Raw genomic sequence first — 16,841 nt, forward strand, 5'->3', positions numbered from 1 at the left:
CTCCTTAGGCGATGCGCAGGAAGCGCAGCCAGCTGTCGGTGTACATGACCGTGGCGGTCGCGTTTGAGGTGTTCTGCGCCCACTGCAACGTGATCGACCCGGCAGTTGAGCCGATCCGCCACAGGCCGCTGATCGGGGTGAACATCGTCGAGTCGCTGGTGCCGTAGCCGGTACGGGAGCCGCCGACATCGTTCGTCTCGGTGCGGATGGAGTAGCCAGCGGTGCCGGTGGCGAGGGTGCCAGAGCCGGGCATGAGCCACATCCACTCGCCGAGCGTCCCGGACGGCGTCGTGAACTGGACTTTTATGTCTGGGGTGTTGTCGGCGAAGTATTTGAGGGCGCCGTCCATGACGTATACGGCGTTCGCTTCGACGGTGTAGGTGAGGTGGTCGTCGTCCGCGAACGTTGTCGTCGCCGCCCTCGACGTGTCCGCAGTCTTTCGGACGGTCTGCGGAAGCGCCGCCCGCAGCAGAGAAGCCCGAAGCCGCTGGCCGCCAGCGTAGGACGGGTATGCCTCAGCCATGCCGGCTCCTTACAGGTCGATGATGGTCGGGTGGGCGAGGCTGATCGGGGCGCCCGCACTGTGGGCCTTGACCACGCCGTTCACGCTGCGGGTCACGGTCAACGTCTGCGGGTTGATCACTCGGTAGTTGTCATGCCGGATTTCCACCGCCGCGCCGTTGGTGTTGCCCGTAGTCCGGATCGAGCGGGTGCCGATCGAGTGGGCCTGGCTGATCGTCGAGTCCGTGACCTGGATGTTCCACCCTGGTTGCTCCACCGCATCGGCCGCCGCCCACGCCTTCGCCTTCAGCGCCGAGCCGATCCCCTGGAACCTGATGCGCACGTAGGTTCCAGCGACGTGGGTGACGGGCACCGTGTACGTGCCGAGGTCGGTGGCCACGTCCGCGAGGAGCCGCCGCAGCACCAGCAGGACCGTGTTCGTGGTCGTGAATTCGAGGCGGGCCATGTACATGGTTCCGGAGTCCTGCATCCGTGCCGTGACAGCACCGAACAGGCTCGCCCCGGTTGCGAGCGCCGACGTGGTGATGTCGCAGTACAGGTCGAAGTCCGGATCCACCGCAGTAACCGATGTCCGACGGGACACGTCCACGGTCGACAGCACATGCACGCCAGCGTTGCCATTCACCGAGTAGTCCGAGGCGGCGCCACCCGACGCAGTCCATGCGCTGCCCGCATCCGGGGAACCCCAACTGTTGGAGACGGAGCGGGTGAAGGTGTCCTCCAGCCAGCCCGTCACGCTGGTGACCGTCATCACCTCGCCGCCCATTCGTATGTCGAACGGCCAGTCAGAGCTGTCCGTGGTCCACGGGTCGATCTCGCCCGGCTGCGGTCCGGCCACCAACGCGGTCGCCGACGACGACACCGCCTGCACCAGCTCTGAATCGATGTCGATCCGCGCGTCCTCCGCGTCCAGCACCCCGATTGAGGAGTACGGCGAGGCCGGCGCGCAGACGAAAGTGATGCGGTGCTGGAAGTGGTTGATCTGCTCCTCGAAGCCGAGAATCAACTGGTCGATGGTGTCCGGTGGCAGCCAGGCGGGCGGGTTCTCGATCTGGATGCGGTCGCCCTGCCGCAAGGCGAGGACCGCCTGCTTCAACGCCGGGTTCTCGACGAAGGAGTCGTGGGCGAGGTTGACGCTGATCTTCGGGTACCGGTCTTCGTTGACGGTGCCGAGGTGGACACGCCACGCCGCATGATCCAGCAGGGTGCCGGCGTCGGTGGTGGCGAGGTTCAGTTCGAGGCCGGAATCCTTGTACGACCCGTACACGCCGACCCCGGCCGGGGGCGGGGCGGTCGACAGGCGGCCCTCGGTCTCCTCGTAGGTGGCGGACACCCCGTTCACGGTGACCGTGACCTTGTTTGCGAGGTAGCGGTCATCGCCGACCGGGATTGGGACTTGGGCAAGATGGTTGCCCGTGTACGACAGGACCAGCGCGGGGTCCTGGTTGTACAGGGAGGCGCGGGTTCGGTAGCCGAGGCCGAGGACATCCGTGGTCTCGTACAGCATGCCGCCGTCTGCGGTGACGCAGTCCTGCATCAGCGACAGCGGGTTCTGCCGGTCCTGGCCACCCATGGCGACCGTGTCGTCCAGGTCCCCGACCCATTGGAAGGGGATGCCCTCCTCGGCGCACAGACGCTGGATACGGCGGCCCGCGGTCTCTCCGACGGGGTTGAGGCGGGTGCCGAGCGCGGTGATGCTGCTCGTGGCGTTCTCAACGGTGATGTGCCCGACAACCCCGTCCGTGAGCCCGACCGAGCTGTTGGGGCCAACCGCTGAGATTGACGCCACGAACACGGCGACCTTCGTGCAGCGGGTCAAGCCTTCCGTGTTCCGGGTCAGGGACGTTGAGGCCTCGACGCGGTTGACGATGTCGAGGGTGCGGATTGTGTAGATGGTGCTCGACCCGGACTCCTGGAACTCCAGGCTGACGTACAGCAGTCGGTTGCGGACGTCGAAGGTGTGGTCAAGGTCGACGCCGAAGTTCGTGCCCGTCGAGTCCATGAACACCAGCGACAGGGACTTGCTGCTGGTGTTGTAGACCAGTTCGAAGTCCGTCAACGGGGTCGTCGCCACGTCGTTGACCTGACTGACCCGGACGATGACTTTGCGGTCCGTCAACGACGTCGACGGCAGGCAGCAGAAGAACCGCACCTGTGTGGCCGTCGGCGTGTCATAGCGGGCCACGCCACCCGTCATGGAGGCGTTCGTGAACGTCGGCAGCGGATCCGACGCCGCAAACAGCGCCGACTCAGCCAGGTCCGGGGCCGCGCCTGCGAACACCATCGGGGAGCCGTTCGCAGGCATGCCCGACGCGATTGCGGTCGCCCCGTCGGCGTCCTCGCACGGCCAGTACGCCAGCACCGACGGACCGAGAGGATCGGTGATCGCCGTGTAGACCACGGACCGCTCCGGCGTCGGCCCCTGCTCAAGGCGCTGCAGCAGCCCGGACACCTGAGCGTCGGTCCACACGTCGTTCCCGGACTTCTCCCAGCCCTGCGACCAGTCCGACACCTCACCCCGCAGCCGGTACGACTTCCCGCCGAAACCGTCCGGGACGGACCACCAGACCTCGGTGTTCCGGCCGATGCCGATGTCCCCGTAGTACGGGCCCGTCGGCACGTTCGGGTTGAACCGTCCGTCCGTGTTACGGAGTTGGAAGTCCGGCGTCTCCGCCGCCTCGGTCTGGCCGGCTTCCGCACGCATGCCGCGGATGAGGGAGATCTGTCCGCTGTCGTCGCGGACCATCGTGAAGTTGGTGATGTCGATCGCCTCGCCCGCGACGCGCATCTCAACCTGCACCGGCTCGCCGTTGGAGACCTCGCCGGACGCGCTGAAGGGACTGGCCACGGCGCCCATGCGCCGCTGCCAGCCCATTACCCGAGCTGCGAGACCTCCCGGCATCGGTCACTCGTCCCAGGTGACTTTGCAGCGCATGTCGACGGCCGTGGTCGGGGTAGTCACACGGACGCGAAGGAACTTGGAAACGGCGACGATGTATCGCTCGTCCGGCATGAACTGGTAGTTGTACGTGATCGGCGACTCACCGGAGACCGAGCTAAGCGACACCACATCGAACACCCGGCTAGCCGTGGTTGTGCCTTCGGCGGTTGCCGTGTAGCCCGTAGCTGACGTACCCAGCGTCATGAGCGATGCTGGAGCGTTCGGGTCGAGCGGCTGCACGCCTGACGCAGAGTGAGCAGTGACCGTGGCCGCCACATCCGTCTGGATGAGTTCGATGACCGCGTCGGCGCCTGGCGGGTCGTCGAGCGTGAACGACCAGCTGATCAGCTGTATCTGCCGCGTGCTGGGCGTGGCGATCTGGAGCATGGTTTTGATGGTCGTGCCTGTGGTGACCGACGCCTGTGCAGCGGTGGTCGGCATGGGGCCGTTCCAGACGGTATACCGGTGCATACTTATCACTTCTCAAATGGGTTGGTAGAATTGGGGCATGACGCGAGACCGCTCTTCCGTCGAACCCGGCCAGCGCTTCGGCCGCCTCGTTGCGCAAGAAGAAGTCCTCCAGGAGGCAGAGGAAGGGCCCGCTCGTCGGGCAGTGAGATGCCTATGCGACTGCGGCACAGAAGTGACCATCCTGCTTCAGAACCTGAAGCACCACTCGCGGTCCTGCGGCTGCACGAAACGCAAGGACACGATGTCCGAGGCATTCCGTAACCGGGGCCGTCGGCCTCGCCTGTTCGTAGCCGAACCCGGCATGCGTTTCGTGCGCCTGACGGTCCTCCAAGAAGAGCGCAAGCGCATGCCGAATGGCGCGTACGTCTGGGTTGCCCATTGCCAATGCGACTGCGGCCAGGAGACCACCGCCACGGTGAACAACCTGAAGAACGGCCAGGTTCAGTCGTGTGGTTGTCTTCACCGCGAACGCGTGGCGGCAACCAACGCGCTGCGGGCCACTCACGGCCTGAGCGATCACCCGCATTATCACCGGTGGCGCAACATGATGGGCCGCTGCTACGACCGCCGAGACCCTCATTACGCGAACTGGGGAGCCCGAGGCATATCGGTGTGCAGCGAGTGGCATGACCCACAAACGTTTGTGAGAGACCTCGACAAGCTGCTTGGGCCGTGCCCCGAGGGCCACAGTCTCGACCGCATCGACAACGACGGCAACTACGAGCCCGGCAACGTCCGCTGGGCGACACCACTGACGCAGCGACACAACCAACGACGCGCGCAGAACCCTTAGCTGGCACCTGATACACCTCCTTCTATCGTTCGAGAGCCTTCTTGACGCCGCCACGCCTGTAGATCTCGCCGCGAAGCGGATCGAGGATCACCTTCGCGACCACCCGCCCGTCCAACTCCAACGTCAGGGGGATCACGACCGGCTGGCCCTGCATCACAGGAGCCGGACCACCTGAACGGGCGGCAGCAGGAGTGGGCGCGTTGAGCATCGACTGCCACGCCATATGCCTCGACTGGCCGGCCGGGTACACCGTCGATCCGTGCGGCAGACGGACCAGCTCGGGGCCCTCCTCACCCACCCACGTGAGCCCGCCGGAGATGCCGCCCGCCGCCCGTTTCTTGACCTTCTCCCTGGCCTTCTTCCGCGCCTCTGCCGCTGTGGTGACGGCCTTCAATGCGTCCGCGAGCCGGTCCAGCGACTTGACGAGCTTCTCCTGCGCCTTGATCTGCTTGCCGTACAAGGCGTCCGCAGTCGTCTTCCCTGCCGAGCCCGCTGCCGCGTTGATCTGCGACTGAAGCGAGTTGATCGACTTCAGTTCGCTTCCCGACGCCCGCAACAAAGCGCCCGCCGTCTCCAGCCCGCCGCCCTCAATGCCGGCCTCGGCGACCTGCCGCAGCAGCGTGTTGGACAGGCCCCGCTTCCTGAGCCGTTTCAATGCGTCGGCGAACGCGGTCGCCTTGTCCCGGCCTTGGACCAGGCCGCCCACGATGGAGCGGACCGTCATCGGCTGGTCGCGGTCACCGCTGCGGGTGATGTTCGCTGCCGAGATGACGCCGGATTTGACGCTGCTGGCGAGTTGGGAGGCGCTGCTCTTGAGGTCCTTCAGCTTCGACGATGCCTTGTCGAGTTCGCTGCTGACCTTCTTCAGGGCGGTGGCCATCTTGAGGTGGCCGCCCGCGATGCTGGACATCAGTTTCAGCAGCCGGTCCTCGGTCGCGCCTGAGGTGGCGGCGCGGATCTCGTCGCGGGCGCCACGGGCGAGGGAGCGGACGCCGCCGACGCTGCCGCCCTTGGCCATCTTCGGCATGTCGATGGCGCCCGCGTTCAGCATCTGCATGAACTTCTCGCCGTACTTCTGTACGGCTGCGGCCTTCATCACGAACTCGCCATTGCTGAGCCACGGCGCGAACACATCATCCGACGTGCCAGTGCCCGGCCCCTCGACGAGGCCGCCGTCGGCGTAGCCGTGCTTGAAGGAGCGTCCGGTGAACAGGCCGCCCGTAGCGCCCGTGATGTCGTGCTGCGAGCGGCCCGTCAGGAACCGCTTCTGGTACTCGGTGATGTACCGGATCGTGTGCTTCGTGAACGTGTACGCCGTCTTCCCGTCCAGGTTGTTCAACGCCGTCGACACCGAGCCGATCGAACCCAGGGCTTGGCCGTTCGCCGTGAACACCGCAGTGCGGCCGTCGGGGAGCTGCTTCGTCTTCAACCCGACCGCTTCCAGCGCGGCAATCGCCGCGCCGTTCAGCGTTTCAACCGTGACCTGCTTCGCATCCGGCGTCTCCTGAATCGCGGCACGCACCGACTCCAGACCGGAGATCGCCTCCTCACGCTCCAGCTTCACCAGCGTCTTGATGTCACTGGGTACGCCGAGGAGAGTGTTGACGTACTCGGTGGCCGCCTCCTTGTTCCCGCCGAAAGCATCCGTCGCGAGCCGCATCATCGTCTCGCGGAGCTCATCCGACTTCTTCGTCATACTGCCGAGCGAGTCGCCCGCCGCGATCCCCGACGCAATGAGCTCGTCCTGAGCGGTCGCCGCCGCAGACATCGCATCCCGGTTCGCCCGTCCGGCCTCAGTGTCAGCGTTGAGGGTGTCGCCGTGCTTCTTGAAGCTGGCGGTGAGGTCGTCCAGCGACGCCTCGAACTGGGTCTGTGCATCGTGCGCATCCCGGTTCACATCGTTCAGCGCGAGGATGCTGGCACGCAGGCCGTCCGCAGCCTGCTTCTGCGCGTCGAGGGTTGCCGTCGTGTTCTGTGCCGCCTGGCCGAAGACACCCATGGCGTCCTTGGCGTAGTCCTGCTCGAACTTCACGTCCTTCAGCGCGGACGTGTAGCCGTCCATCTGGTTGGTGAAGTCCTTCACCGAGCCGCCGCCCTTGACGTACTCCGCCTTGAGTCGGGCGAACGCTGCCGCCGCGACATCGGCCTTGCCGCCCTTGACAAGGTTGGTGAGGCTGTCGTCGATCCCGTCGAGGGCCTTGCGTGCCTCTTGTGACGGGGTGGAGTCCGCCATGCCCAAGCTGAAGACCTTGACCAGGCCGTTCTGAATGTTGTCGATCGTGCTGGGGTCGGTGATGTTGCGGACCTTGTCGTACAGGCCGTCCAGGTCCTTGCCGAAAACGCGGGCCGCCTCGCCGCCGATCTTGCCCGAGCGTCCCAGCTCCCCCAATGACGTCGTCAACTTGTCGACACTCGGCGGTGCTGCCCGGCCAATGTCACCCAGCTTCGAGAACGCGACCGTGATCGCAGCCAGCGCACCCACCACAATGCTGGCTTTCGCCGCCACACCCAGCGACATGAACGCCGCCCGCAACCCGGCGATACCACCACCAGCAGCAATCGCCACACCCCGCAGCGCACCAATCCGCGCACCCAACGCGGCAATCCCCGTCGACACCGCAGCCGCCGCGGCCCCCGACAGAGACATCACCTTCAACGCGACCGCAAGCTGCATGACCGTCGCCACCAGCTCCGGCGGCAACCCCGCCACCAACCCGGCTGCGGCGTTCACCAGCGTCAGCATCCCTGGCCCGGCCTCCGCCGACGCCTCCACCAACGTCATGATGGCCGCACCCAGACTCGACAAGGTTTCCTGAACTGCGGGCCCGTTCTGCTCGGCGTAGTCCATGAACGTCTTGATCGGCCCCGACGCCTCACCCTCCGACAGGGCGCGGGAGAAGTGAATGACCCCGTTGACGGCGTCCCGCATCGCGCCCGTTGTGAACTCACCCAGCCGGTCCGCGAGCGCATCGAAGCCAGGCGAGTCGACCGCACCGCCAGCCACCGTCACCAGCCGGTCCAACTGATCGGAGGCGCCCCGAGCCATCGGAGTCAGCCGCGGGATGACCTGGCTCAGCACCGCGAACGTCTTCTCGACCGGCGTCATCGTGAAGTCCGCCAGCCCATCCGACCAGGCCCGGAACTCGTCCTTCATCGTCCGCAGGCCGACAGCAGCGCGGGCCGTCGACACAGGCATCGACGACAACGTCACCGACAGGGTCCGCTGCGCCTCCGCAGCCTCCTTCGACCCGCGCCCGGACTCGACCACAGCCTCGCGGTATTTCTTCTGCGCGTCCGACGCCTTCGACAGGTACGGAACCTGCCCGGCCACCGCAGCGCCGAACGCGAGCATCGCGCCCGACGCGCCGGCCACGCTGCCCGCGGTCTTCACTGACGCCAACCCGAGCGACGCCATCACCGGCACGGCTGCCGTCGACAGGGGGATCAGGCTGCCCAGCGAGTGGGTGACCTCGCGCTTCAGGTCACGGAACGCGCGCTGCGCCTGGTCTGAGGTGGCGCGGATCCGGATGGTTACGGCGTCGTCAGCCATGGGTCTTCACCTCCTTCCGCGGTGTCGTCAGGTTCTGGGGTGCCGAGGCGTTCGATGGCGAGCATGCGCAGCAGGAGTGTGTCCTCGGCCATCAGGGAGGACAGGGTGTAGCCGGGGAACTGGCGGAGGATGCCGAGGAGCCAGCGGGCCTGGGCTAGTTGGGCTGGCTCGGTGATTCGCTGGTGGGGGTCATCGGGATGGGGGGCGCCGGGGAGGTCTCGCCAGAGGGCGAGGTCTCGGGCAAAGGGTCGTCGTCATCGACCCCGATCAGCATGTTGATCCACGCGTTGTTCAGGGCGCGGACCAGGCCCTGGTCGGCCTTGCCGATGGCGTCGCGGGTCGGGGGCAGTGCCTCGCCCTTGTAGGTGAGGTTCCATGAGACGAGCGAGTCGAAGAACCGGTTGAGGGTCTGACTGCCGCCCTCGCCGTCGCCACCGTCCATGCCGGTGGCCTTGAGGTAGTCGTCGATGGACATGCCGACGACCTGCGCTTCGGCGCCGTGGTACTTGTGGCCCGGCTTGAACCGGACGTGCACCGTCGCGGGGGACGCTTCGAATCCCATGTGGTTCATTCCTCCAACTAGCGGACTTTTACGGGTTACATGGGCCTAAGACCAAGTAGGCACATTCCCATCCGCGAGCTGGAACGGCACCGACCACGTGAACTCGCCGGACTGCGCGCGCGTGAGGGCGTAGTCGGTGAGGATGACTTCGTTGTTGAGGGTCTGGCCCGAGATCACGATGCCCATCGTCCGCTCCACACTCGTGGAGGAGACGGTCTTGAACACGGCGTGCGCGAGGTTCGCGCCGTCGTCGAAACCGCCGGCCATCGTCCCGGAGAAGTCCGCGAGCAGCAGCAGGCGGGCCATCGCCGATTCGGCCAGCGATGTGATGTCCTGGACGCCGCGGGGCATGGTCCAGTCGAGGTTGAAGGTGGAGGTGCGGATGTCCCGCGCGCTGCCACCGCTGTCGTCTACGTTGAGCGTGGTCCAGCCCAATCCGGATTCGATCGCCAAGGCTCAGCCCTCCTTTGTTGCGAGGGTCAGCGGGCGCTGCCCTTCGTCGTTTGCTGGTTCGGTGACCCACTGCGGGCCGCTACTCCGGTCGTAGGCGAGGCAGCCGAACAGTCTGCGCGCCCCGCTGTCCTCCACCCACTCCTCGTGGAACTGCACCGGCACGGGCAGCGCCTGGTCCCCGAAGCGCAGCTTCAGTTGGTGGACCTGCTTGCCGCCGTCGGCGAGCGCCCGCAGGCGTTCACTCGGTCCGGTCAGCTTGATCCAGAAGCCGAGCGGTCCGAGGACGCGCCGCATTGCGCCCATGTCGCGGGACGTGTCGTACGTCAGGCACGGCAGTCCGAAGTCGAGGACTTCGCAGTCGTCGGTGCGTTCCTCGCCGTCGATCCACAGGCGCCACGGCTTCGGCTCGTCCACGCCGTTCACCCCTTCGCCCGTTCGTCGAGGAGGCGGCCCATGTGCTGCTGCACGTGCTCCACCCAGTCCGCCGCCCGCGTGTGCACCCGCAGCTCCCCGACCGTCGCCCGGTAGTCGCCGCCCCGCACGAGGTACTTCTCCGGCATCGTCTGGTGATCGGCGAAGCAGCGCTGGTACGGCTCGAACCGGAACACCGTCAGCCCGGCAGCGGTGTGCTGCTCCTTGAAGGTGCGCCGCGAGCCACGAATGAACGCGGCCTGATCGCGGCCCAGCGGCGTGGACTCGTCGATGACGGACTCCCACCCACTCCGCCACTGCGGGCAGCCCACCCGCTCACAGACGGTCTTCACCCGCTTGTCCGGACGCGACTTCACCGACCACGTCTGATACGCCTCCACCGGAAGCCGCGGATCGTTCGGCCTGAACACCACAACACCCACCCCTTAGAACGTCGTCGCCGTGAGGTTGACGTTCACCGCAGTCGCGAACACCAGCGACGTGAACCCGCCCGTGGTCACCGTGACCGCCCGCACATACCGGCGGATCTCCGTCCCCGCAGCGACCTCGATCCGCTGCGTCGTCGGCCCACTGGTGACCTGCGTGAACCCGCCACCCGTGATGTCCGCGAACGTCGAGTTGTCGTGCGAGTGCTGGAGTTTCACCGTCACGTCCGTGCCCGCGAACGAGAACACCTGCAAGTACGCCTGCAAGCCGTGCTCCGTGTGCGACGACACCAGCGCGTTGCCGTTCACGGTCCACGTCCGCGGCGTCGCATCCGTGACCCCGTTGCCCGACGCCGACGCAATCGGGGCGGCCACCGAAGTACCGCCGATCCCGGACAGCACCTGCGCCCGGAAGATCTTCCCGGCCAGCCGGTTCACCGTGCCGCCGGTCTGCGCACCGAGCTCCAGGACCGCCGTGGAAGCGAAGATGCTCGTGGTTGCACCATTGGCCTGCGCCGCACCCAGCGCCGTCCACGTCGCCCCGTCCTCCGACGTGTAGAACGTCACCGTCGCGTCCGTGCCGCCCACGTCCGCGTCGAGCGTCGCCCGCACCCAGTGCGTGCTGCCGTTGGTGAACCCGGTCGCCGCAGACGACGTCTCCGTCTTCTCCGCTGTGCCGTCCTCCGACCAGCGGAAGATCAGAGCCCCGGCCGCCGTCACCGCCAGCGCATACGACCGCTGGTTACCTGTGGCCGTGTACTTCGCGATCAGCGTCTGCTCGGCGGCCGGCGTCCAGTCGTCCATCGCGACCCGTACCCGCAGGTCGATGTCGCCGGTGATGTCGAGGGCGGCGGCGTCCGGGGTGCTCGCGTAGTCGCCGCTGCTGCCGGACAGGAAGAGGAAGTCTTCGCCGTCGTATCCGAACTCGCCGGCGGTGCCGTTCGTGGCGCTGGTGTCGGTGCGCTGTCCGGCGGTGAGGAGGTCGCACCATTCGAGGCCGTAGGCGTTGCCCTGCGCGTTGACGGCGATGGTCAGGCTGCCGTCTTGTGCGCGGGTGGGGTCGTAGTTGATCTGCTTGCCGATCAGGCATGCGGCCGGGTCGCCGATCGCTGCGCCGGTCGCCCACATCAGGTGCTGGTCCGCTGTGGGCAGCGCAGACAGCCGCGAGTGAGCGCGGCCGGCCGCCTTGTTGAAGAACGCACCCCATGAGATCCGGCCGTCCCGCAGCAGCCCGACCCGCTTGAATGCACGCAGGTCGATGGTCGTGACGTCCTGCGTGCCGACGAGACCGCCGCCGATGTCATCCGCAGAACCGGTGTCACCACTGAGGTCGTAGCCGCCGTAGTAGAAGGCCTGGCCGAGTCCGTTACTGATCGACATCTATGCCACCTGTGCCCAAGCATCGGAAATGATCAGGGGGATCGTGAGGGTTGCCACCCGGTATGTGGTGCCGCCTGCGAAGCTCGTGTAGCCGAACTCCGCCTGCAACGCTGTTCCGTAGGCGCCGAGGAGGTCGACGAGGCGGACGTTCCCGCCGAACTGGAAGTCACCTGAGTACGCCGTCAGCAGTGCGTCCACGGCGCCCGTGACTGCGGTGTCTACTTCGCCTTGGGGTTCGGTGTCGGCGGGCATCAGGATGCGGGCCATCAGTTCCAGGCGGGCCGTCGTCTTGTTGAGGCCGGAGCCGAGGGGGACGGGGCCGATGCGGGACACCCAGAACGCTGCGGTGAGCCCGCTGCCGGGGGCGCTGACGGGTTCGTGGTCGAGGACGTTCCCGAACAGTCCAGCCGCCATGGCGTGGGAGAGGGCCGTGTTCCGGTAGGTGAGCAGGTCAAGAGACACGGGGCATCACATCCGACCCGTATACCGGCGCAGCAGCCGTTCGCCGATACCGACCTTGCGGGCGTTCAGCTGAGCGCGGGTGCGGATCCAGTGGTTGTAGCCCTTGAACTTCGTCACCGGGAAATTCCGCGACCCGATCCCCGCCAGCCACGGCCCGTACACGACACGAGAGTCGGTGATCTTGTTGCCGTCGACGACCTTGCAGCGGGACTCGTAGTAGCCGGTCGGGTTCCGGAACACGCGGTGCATCTCACCGCGGAGGATGTTCAGGCCCTCGGTGGCGAGGCGCCGTTCGAGGTGGTCGACGTACGCATTCAGGGCACGCATGGCACGCCCGTCGAACATCGGGCCGCGGGATTCGGTGGACACGTCGAGGCGCATGGCTAGGCTGCCCTCGTCCGGGCCTTGCGGCCATGGGAGACATACACGCGCTCGCGGAGATCCTTCAGGCCGCGGCCAGTCGTCTCACGCTCGTACTCGCCGCTGCCAGCCGTCCGCGCGTACCCGGACCGCCCTTGAAGGAGACTGGTGACGGCTTCACCAACGCAGAGCTGGCGCACGGGGCCGGGCGGCTCCCAGAGGTAGACGGTCGCGCTGGTCAGATGTGTGGCCGCCGTAGTGCCGAGCGCGCCACGGGTGACGGTGAGAGTGCGGGGCGCGTAGATGGTGGCGCCGACGCTGTGGGCGGCGATGGTGGAGCCGTCCCAGGCGCGGGTGACGACCAGGGTGTTCCCTGCGACCTCGTCGACGCGCATGCGTTCGCCGTCGATCAGGATCGACTCGCCTGCTGCGAACGCGGCGCCGGACTGCACGGTGACAGTGACGGCGCTGTTCTGGTTGGTGAGCCCTGAACCGCCGAGGGTCTGGCCGGTGTCGAGGTTGCTGCGGCTGGTGACGATGACGCGTTCGGTGTCGATGCGCAGCAGGTTGCCGACACCGACCGCCGCGCTGGTGGCGGCGTCGACGTCGATGCCGGTCTCGGACGCGTCGAGGGCTTCGACGGTTGCCCCGGTCTGGGATTCGACGAGGGGGCAGCCTGCCCACACGCCGGTGATGCCGATGTTGCGCTGGTGTGTGTCGCCTCCACCGAAAGCCGCCGAACTGTCGAGGTCGACTTCGATGCGGTTGTAGGGGGGCCCGTAGGTGTTGGGCTCAAGGAAGTAGTCGGAGGCGGGGATGGTGACGCCGCCGGAGGTGAGAGAAGTGACGGAGATGAGTTCGTTGGCGTCGAGCCACAGCCGCCATGGGCGGGCGTACTGGGGGCCGGGCCAGTCGAAGTAGCGGGTCGCCAGCACCGGGTAGAACACGCGGTGGCACAGGCCGTGTACGGCTTCGGTTGCGTCGGCGAGCGCCCGGTCGATGCGGGCGTTGGAGCGTGCGGTCTCGCGTACGTCCAGCTCGGCCTTGACCTCCTCGCGGCTGGCCAGCCACGGCGTGGTGGTCATCTTCCGTCACCTCCTCTCAGGTCTCGTCGCGGGCCGGCAGCTACTCGCCGCCGTCAGACGCCGATGACTCGTCCGTCTTCTCGCCATCCGTCGAAGGGGCAGAACCGGACTCCGTCAGGCCCTTCGAGGAGCGGCTCCCCGCCGTTCGGGCAGGCTTCCGGCGGGGCTTCACGTTCGGCTCGGAGCTCGTCGGCTGCGGCCCTGTAGATGCTGATGAGCTGCTCCCAGGCGATGACCCCTCACCCCCCTCCTCCTCGTCGGCGGTCGGAACCACCGCATCGCCGAACGGCATGTCGACGAGTTCGGGGCCGTGCTCGCCCTGCACCTCGGCGGCGGGCTCGGGTTGGTCCGCTGCCGCCGCCTCCGTGAGCACAGGCTCGGCGACAGCGGCGTCCTCGGCTGTGGGCAGCGTCTTGTCCGACGCCCCACCGTGGCGAGTGATCTTCGCCATGGGATCTCCGTCCTCGTGGAACTCTTCGTTGTGGCAGCGAGGGCAGCGGAAGAGACCAACCGCGTACTTCGTCCCGCAGCCGGCCCCTCCCGCACACACCCATAGAGCCATCAGCCGGCCACCAGCGACGCGCCGTCCGTCAGCGGCACCCACGTCGCATACCAGGTGATCGCACCGTCCGGGTTCGTTCCCGTCGTCACCTGCTCGATGTCCCCAGTCGTCACAACCAGGTCCCGCAGCAGATGCCCACCCAGCATGATCGAATGCTCGGTCAGGGCACCCGACGTCGCCGGGTCATCGATCGACGGCGTGAACCCGACGACGGTGCCGGCGGCGGTGTCGTTGGTGCCGATGTCGGTGGCCTCGACGAACACCTTCGTGTCCCCGGTGGTGGGGTTGGTCTGCAGGGCGACCGTGTTTGCGACGGTGATCGCGGTGGTCACCACACCCCACAGGCCGGTCACCAGGACTTCCCCGCCGGTCACGGTGAAGATGACGCGGGTGTCCGCGGCGAATGCCCCGGACGCGGAAGAGACGGGCGCGTTGCCGAGGCGGAGGTTCCTCAGCTGGGAGCCCTGAATCATCACAGACATAGGTCAGGCTCCTTACGCGTTCGCAGCGCCGGGGCGCAGCAGGTTCGGCATGTTCGACGGCTTCCGCTGCACTTGCAGACCGACCTTCAGGTACAGGCCTGCGGCGAGCTGCGCGTTGTTCGACAGGTCCGCCTGGTTGACGGAGATGTGCGTGTACCCGTCGGCGAGGGCGGCGGAGGGCACGTGGATGACGTAGATCTTCTGCTTCTGCGCGTCGTCCGCGACCGCGGTCATGATGGCGGCGGCGGTCTGGGTGGTCTCTGCCCAGATCTCGTCGTTGTCGAGGGTGGTCTCCGCCTTGCGGTAGATCGTGCTGATCTCCGCCAGGTCGGCGCTGGTGCCACCCGTGTAGGCGGTGTGCTGCTGCAGCGACGGGACGGGGTCGTCGCCGTCGGTGCCTGCCCCGTACACGAGGACGATGTCGACGCCTGCGCAGTCGTGCATGCTGATGCGCTTGCCGGTGAAGCCTGCGGTTGCGAGGTCGACGGGCGCGAACGCCAGGCCGATGTCGTAGTCCTTGGCCAGTCCGAGCATGGTTACTGCCTCTCCCAGCGGGGTGTGAATGCCGCTGTGGGTTGGGCCCAGGGGTGGGGGTTGATTGCCGCCCCTGGGCTGGCTGTCAGGTTCAGGCGCGCTCGGCGAGCTGGACGAACGGGCTCAGCGACGGGCCGTTGTTCTGGGGTGTCACCGCGGACTGCAGCCACGGGCGGCCGTCGACGCGCTGGATGATGCGGTAGGCGGTCTGGTCGTTCTGGAACTTGAAGTGCGGCGACGACATCGCCGACATGACCTGCCGGTCGCCGATCAGGTAGAACCCGAAGTCGACGAAGCTGATGTCACCAAGGTCACCGAGGACACCGGGCGCCTTCTCTGTGAAGATGACCGGCCGGCCGAGGATCGTCATCGGAGGGCCGACCTGGCCGTTGTTGAGCCAGATCGCGGAGCCGCCGGTGCCCACGCTGAGGGCCATGGTGGCGAGTTCGGGGAAGGTGTCGATGGAGCACACCCACACCGCCCGGTCCAGGGAGGAGGGGAGCATGCGGGCGTACATCTTGACGATGTTCTCCCACACGATGGTGTCCGCGACCTGTCCGGTTTCCTTGGCGACGGCGATGGTGGCGGTGTTGTTGCCGTCGAGGGCGCCGAGGGGTTCGCCGACACCACTGCCCTTGAGGAAGGCGATGTCCTCGTAGAAGGAGAGGGCCTCGGGGAAGATCTGGTCGAGGAACGCCTGGAAGCTGACGGCGCTGTCGGAGATGAGTTCGTTGGGGACCTCGGTGTACGCGGTGAGCTTCTTCGCGTCGAGGACGATCCGGGAGAACGCCGCCTGCGACGCGGTGAGCGCCGCCCCCTCTTCGGTCCAGTAGCCGACGACGCCGCCGTACACGGAGGACACGTTGCTGGTGGCGTCGATCGCGGGGAACGGCACGCGCAGCGTCTCCATCGGGATGACCCGTGCCCGCTGCCGGACCACCGAGGACTCCAGCGCCACGGCGAGCATCTCGGAGCGGAGGACCTCGGGGATGAGGAACCCACCCTCGGACGGCACCGTGCTGGAGAAGGCGTTGCGGACGCGGGACAGCTTGGCCTGCATGTCGGCGGTGCGGTTGGCGTTGTGCCAGATCGTCTGGAAGTACTCCGCCGAGTTCTTGAACTCGCGGTCGAGGACGGCACCCATGGCCTTGGGGTTGTGGAGGTGGTTGCGGGCGTTGCCGTTCGCCACCACAGCCTTCGGGGTGAGGTCGAGGCGGTCGACGCCTTCGGGCTGGTTCTCCCGCAGCCAGTTCGCGAGGATCTGCTCCGTCTGCTCCTTGACCTGCGTGGCGATGGACAGGTCACGGTTGTGGACGGCGCGCGCGTAGTTGGTGACGAACTCACCGAACGCGCCGTTCTTGTCGGCGAACACGCGCTGCATCTGTGCGCTGTCGCCGAGCATGGCCTCCAGCTCGGCCTGCGACGTGGGGATCGCGAGCCGATCCGGGTCGATGCCCCCCTTGGGCGGGGCGGGCGTGGCCTGGTTGTAGGCGCGCCCGGCCCGCTTGGGGTCGTGTCCGGCGGCAATGAGCATGCGCGTGCGGAGTCCGGCTGTGACGGCCTTGCGCTGCGCTTCGATGACGGTGGTCACCACTGTGCCTCCCTAAGGCTGCGTTCGAAGTCGTTTCTGTCGATGGCGGGGATCGGCTCGACAGGTGTTGTCGGGCCGGGTGCCGCAGCCTGTTCGGGGGCGGCAAGATCGTTGGCGGCGTTGGCCATGAGGGTTCGCATGTAGTCGACGGCGACCTCGTCGGCGGGCCGCGGCGGCTCGGGCACGTGGACCACCTGCGGGGCCTCAGCCACGGGGGCGGGCGCGGCGGGCGGCGG

The 16,841-nt window shown here is 67.2% G+C and carries 17 protein-coding genes and 1 pseudogene; 1 reads left to right on the top strand and 17 read right to left on the bottom strand.

The features are described 5' to 3' along the window. Positions 1-4: 4 nt before the first annotated feature. The 3 genes from AOK15_RS06380 to AOK15_RS06390 are packed head-to-tail and all read right to left on the bottom strand — an operon-like array spanning position 5 to position 3,904. A complete protein-coding gene (locus AOK15_RS06380) occupies positions 5-523 on the bottom strand; it encodes a hypothetical protein (RefSeq protein WP_055513666.1) in 519 nt (172 codons plus the stop codon). Between the two features lie 9 nt (positions 524-532). Beyond that, a complete protein-coding gene (locus tag AOK15_RS06385) occupies positions 533-3,370 on the bottom strand; it encodes a hypothetical protein (protein WP_157870167.1) in 2,838 nt (945 codons plus the stop codon). Positions 3,371-3,427: 57 nt separating this feature from the next. Further along, the gene (locus AOK15_RS06390) at positions 3,428-3,904 is read right to left on the bottom strand and encodes a hypothetical protein (protein WP_240508323.1); all 477 of its coding nucleotides are present in this window, start codon (positions 3,902-3,904) and stop codon (positions 3,428-3,430) included. A 202-nt stretch (positions 3,905-4,106) separates the two neighbouring features. Between AOK15_RS06390 and AOK15_RS44865 the strand changes: the two genes are divergently transcribed. Then, positions 4,107-4,727 carry a hypothetical protein gene (locus AOK15_RS44865; protein ID WP_157870168.1) on the top strand — a complete coding sequence of 207 codons (621 nt, stop codon included), beginning with the start codon at positions 4,107-4,109 and terminating at the stop codon, positions 4,725-4,727. Between the two features lie 22 nt (positions 4,728-4,749). Here the strand turns inward: AOK15_RS44865 and AOK15_RS06395 are convergent, their stop codons facing one another. The 14 genes and pseudogenes from AOK15_RS06395 to AOK15_RS06460 form a co-directional block, all read right to left on the bottom strand. Then, on the bottom strand, positions 4,750-8,277 hold the full coding sequence (locus tag AOK15_RS06395) for a hypothetical protein (protein WP_055513669.1): 3,528 nt from the start codon (positions 8,275-8,277) through the stop codon (positions 4,750-4,752). A gap of 154 nt (positions 8,278-8,431) precedes the next feature. Further along, the gene (locus AOK15_RS06400) at positions 8,432-8,839 is read right to left on the bottom strand and encodes a hypothetical protein (RefSeq protein ID WP_055513670.1); all 408 of its coding nucleotides are present in this window, start codon (positions 8,837-8,839) and stop codon (positions 8,432-8,434) included. Between the two features lie 45 nt (positions 8,840-8,884). Further along, on the bottom strand, positions 8,885-9,292 hold the full coding sequence (locus AOK15_RS06405; RefSeq protein WP_240508324.1) for a hypothetical protein: 408 nt from the start codon (positions 9,290-9,292) through the stop codon (positions 8,885-8,887). A 3-nt stretch (positions 9,293-9,295) separates the two neighbouring features. Continuing rightward, a complete protein-coding gene (locus AOK15_RS06410) occupies positions 9,296-9,706 on the bottom strand; it encodes a hypothetical protein (protein ID WP_157870169.1) in 411 nt (136 codons plus the stop codon). A gap of 5 nt (positions 9,707-9,711) precedes the next feature. Continuing rightward, a complete protein-coding gene (locus AOK15_RS06415) occupies positions 9,712-10,104 on the bottom strand; it encodes a hypothetical protein (protein ID WP_157870170.1) in 393 nt (130 codons plus the stop codon). Positions 10,105-10,149: 45 nt separating this feature from the next. Then, the gene (locus tag AOK15_RS06420) at positions 10,150-11,529 is read right to left on the bottom strand and encodes a hypothetical protein (RefSeq protein WP_055513675.1); all 1,380 of its coding nucleotides are present in this window, start codon (positions 11,527-11,529) and stop codon (positions 10,150-10,152) included. Continuing rightward, positions 11,530-11,991 carry a hypothetical protein gene (locus AOK15_RS06425; protein WP_055513677.1) on the bottom strand — a complete coding sequence of 154 codons (462 nt, stop codon included), beginning with the start codon at positions 11,989-11,991 and terminating at the stop codon, positions 11,530-11,532. It lies immediately after the preceding gene. A 6-nt stretch (positions 11,992-11,997) separates the two neighbouring features. Continuing rightward, entirely contained in the window at positions 11,998-12,318 is a 321-nt protein-coding gene (locus AOK15_RS06430) for a hypothetical protein (RefSeq protein WP_157870171.1), read from the bottom strand. Positions 12,319-12,374: 56 nt separating this feature from the next. Beyond that, a complete protein-coding gene (locus AOK15_RS06435; RefSeq protein ID WP_055513681.1) occupies positions 12,375-13,436 on the bottom strand; it encodes a hypothetical protein in 1,062 nt (353 codons plus the stop codon). Between the two features lie 40 nt (positions 13,437-13,476). Beyond that, a complete protein-coding gene (locus AOK15_RS06440; RefSeq protein ID WP_157870172.1) occupies positions 13,477-13,998 on the bottom strand; it encodes a hypothetical protein in 522 nt (173 codons plus the stop codon). Next, positions 13,998-14,480 (bottom strand): hypothetical protein, encoded by a 483-nt coding sequence (locus tag AOK15_RS06445; RefSeq protein ID WP_055513685.1) that lies wholly within the window; start codon positions 14,478-14,480, stop codon positions 13,998-14,000. The genes AOK15_RS06440 and AOK15_RS06445 overlap by 1 nt, the downstream gene beginning before the upstream one ends. Positions 14,481-14,492: 12 nt before the next feature. Further along, the gene (locus AOK15_RS06450; protein ID WP_055513687.1) at positions 14,493-15,014 is read right to left on the bottom strand and encodes a hypothetical protein; all 522 of its coding nucleotides are present in this window, start codon (positions 15,012-15,014) and stop codon (positions 14,493-14,495) included. 91 nt (positions 15,015-15,105) lie between these two features. Further along, entirely contained in the window at positions 15,106-16,605 is a 1,500-nt protein-coding gene (locus AOK15_RS06455) for a phage major capsid protein (protein ID WP_157870173.1), read from the bottom strand. Then, positions 16,602-16,841: pseudogene (locus tag AOK15_RS06460) on the bottom strand (hypothetical protein); the annotation flags it as partial. The pseudogene AOK15_RS06460 and the gene AOK15_RS06455, both read right to left, overlap by 4 nt.

The organism is Streptomyces ossamyceticus, assembly GCF_001418475.1.
GTDB lineage: Bacteria > Actinomycetota > Actinomycetes > Streptomycetales > Streptomycetaceae > Streptomyces > Streptomyces ossamyceticus.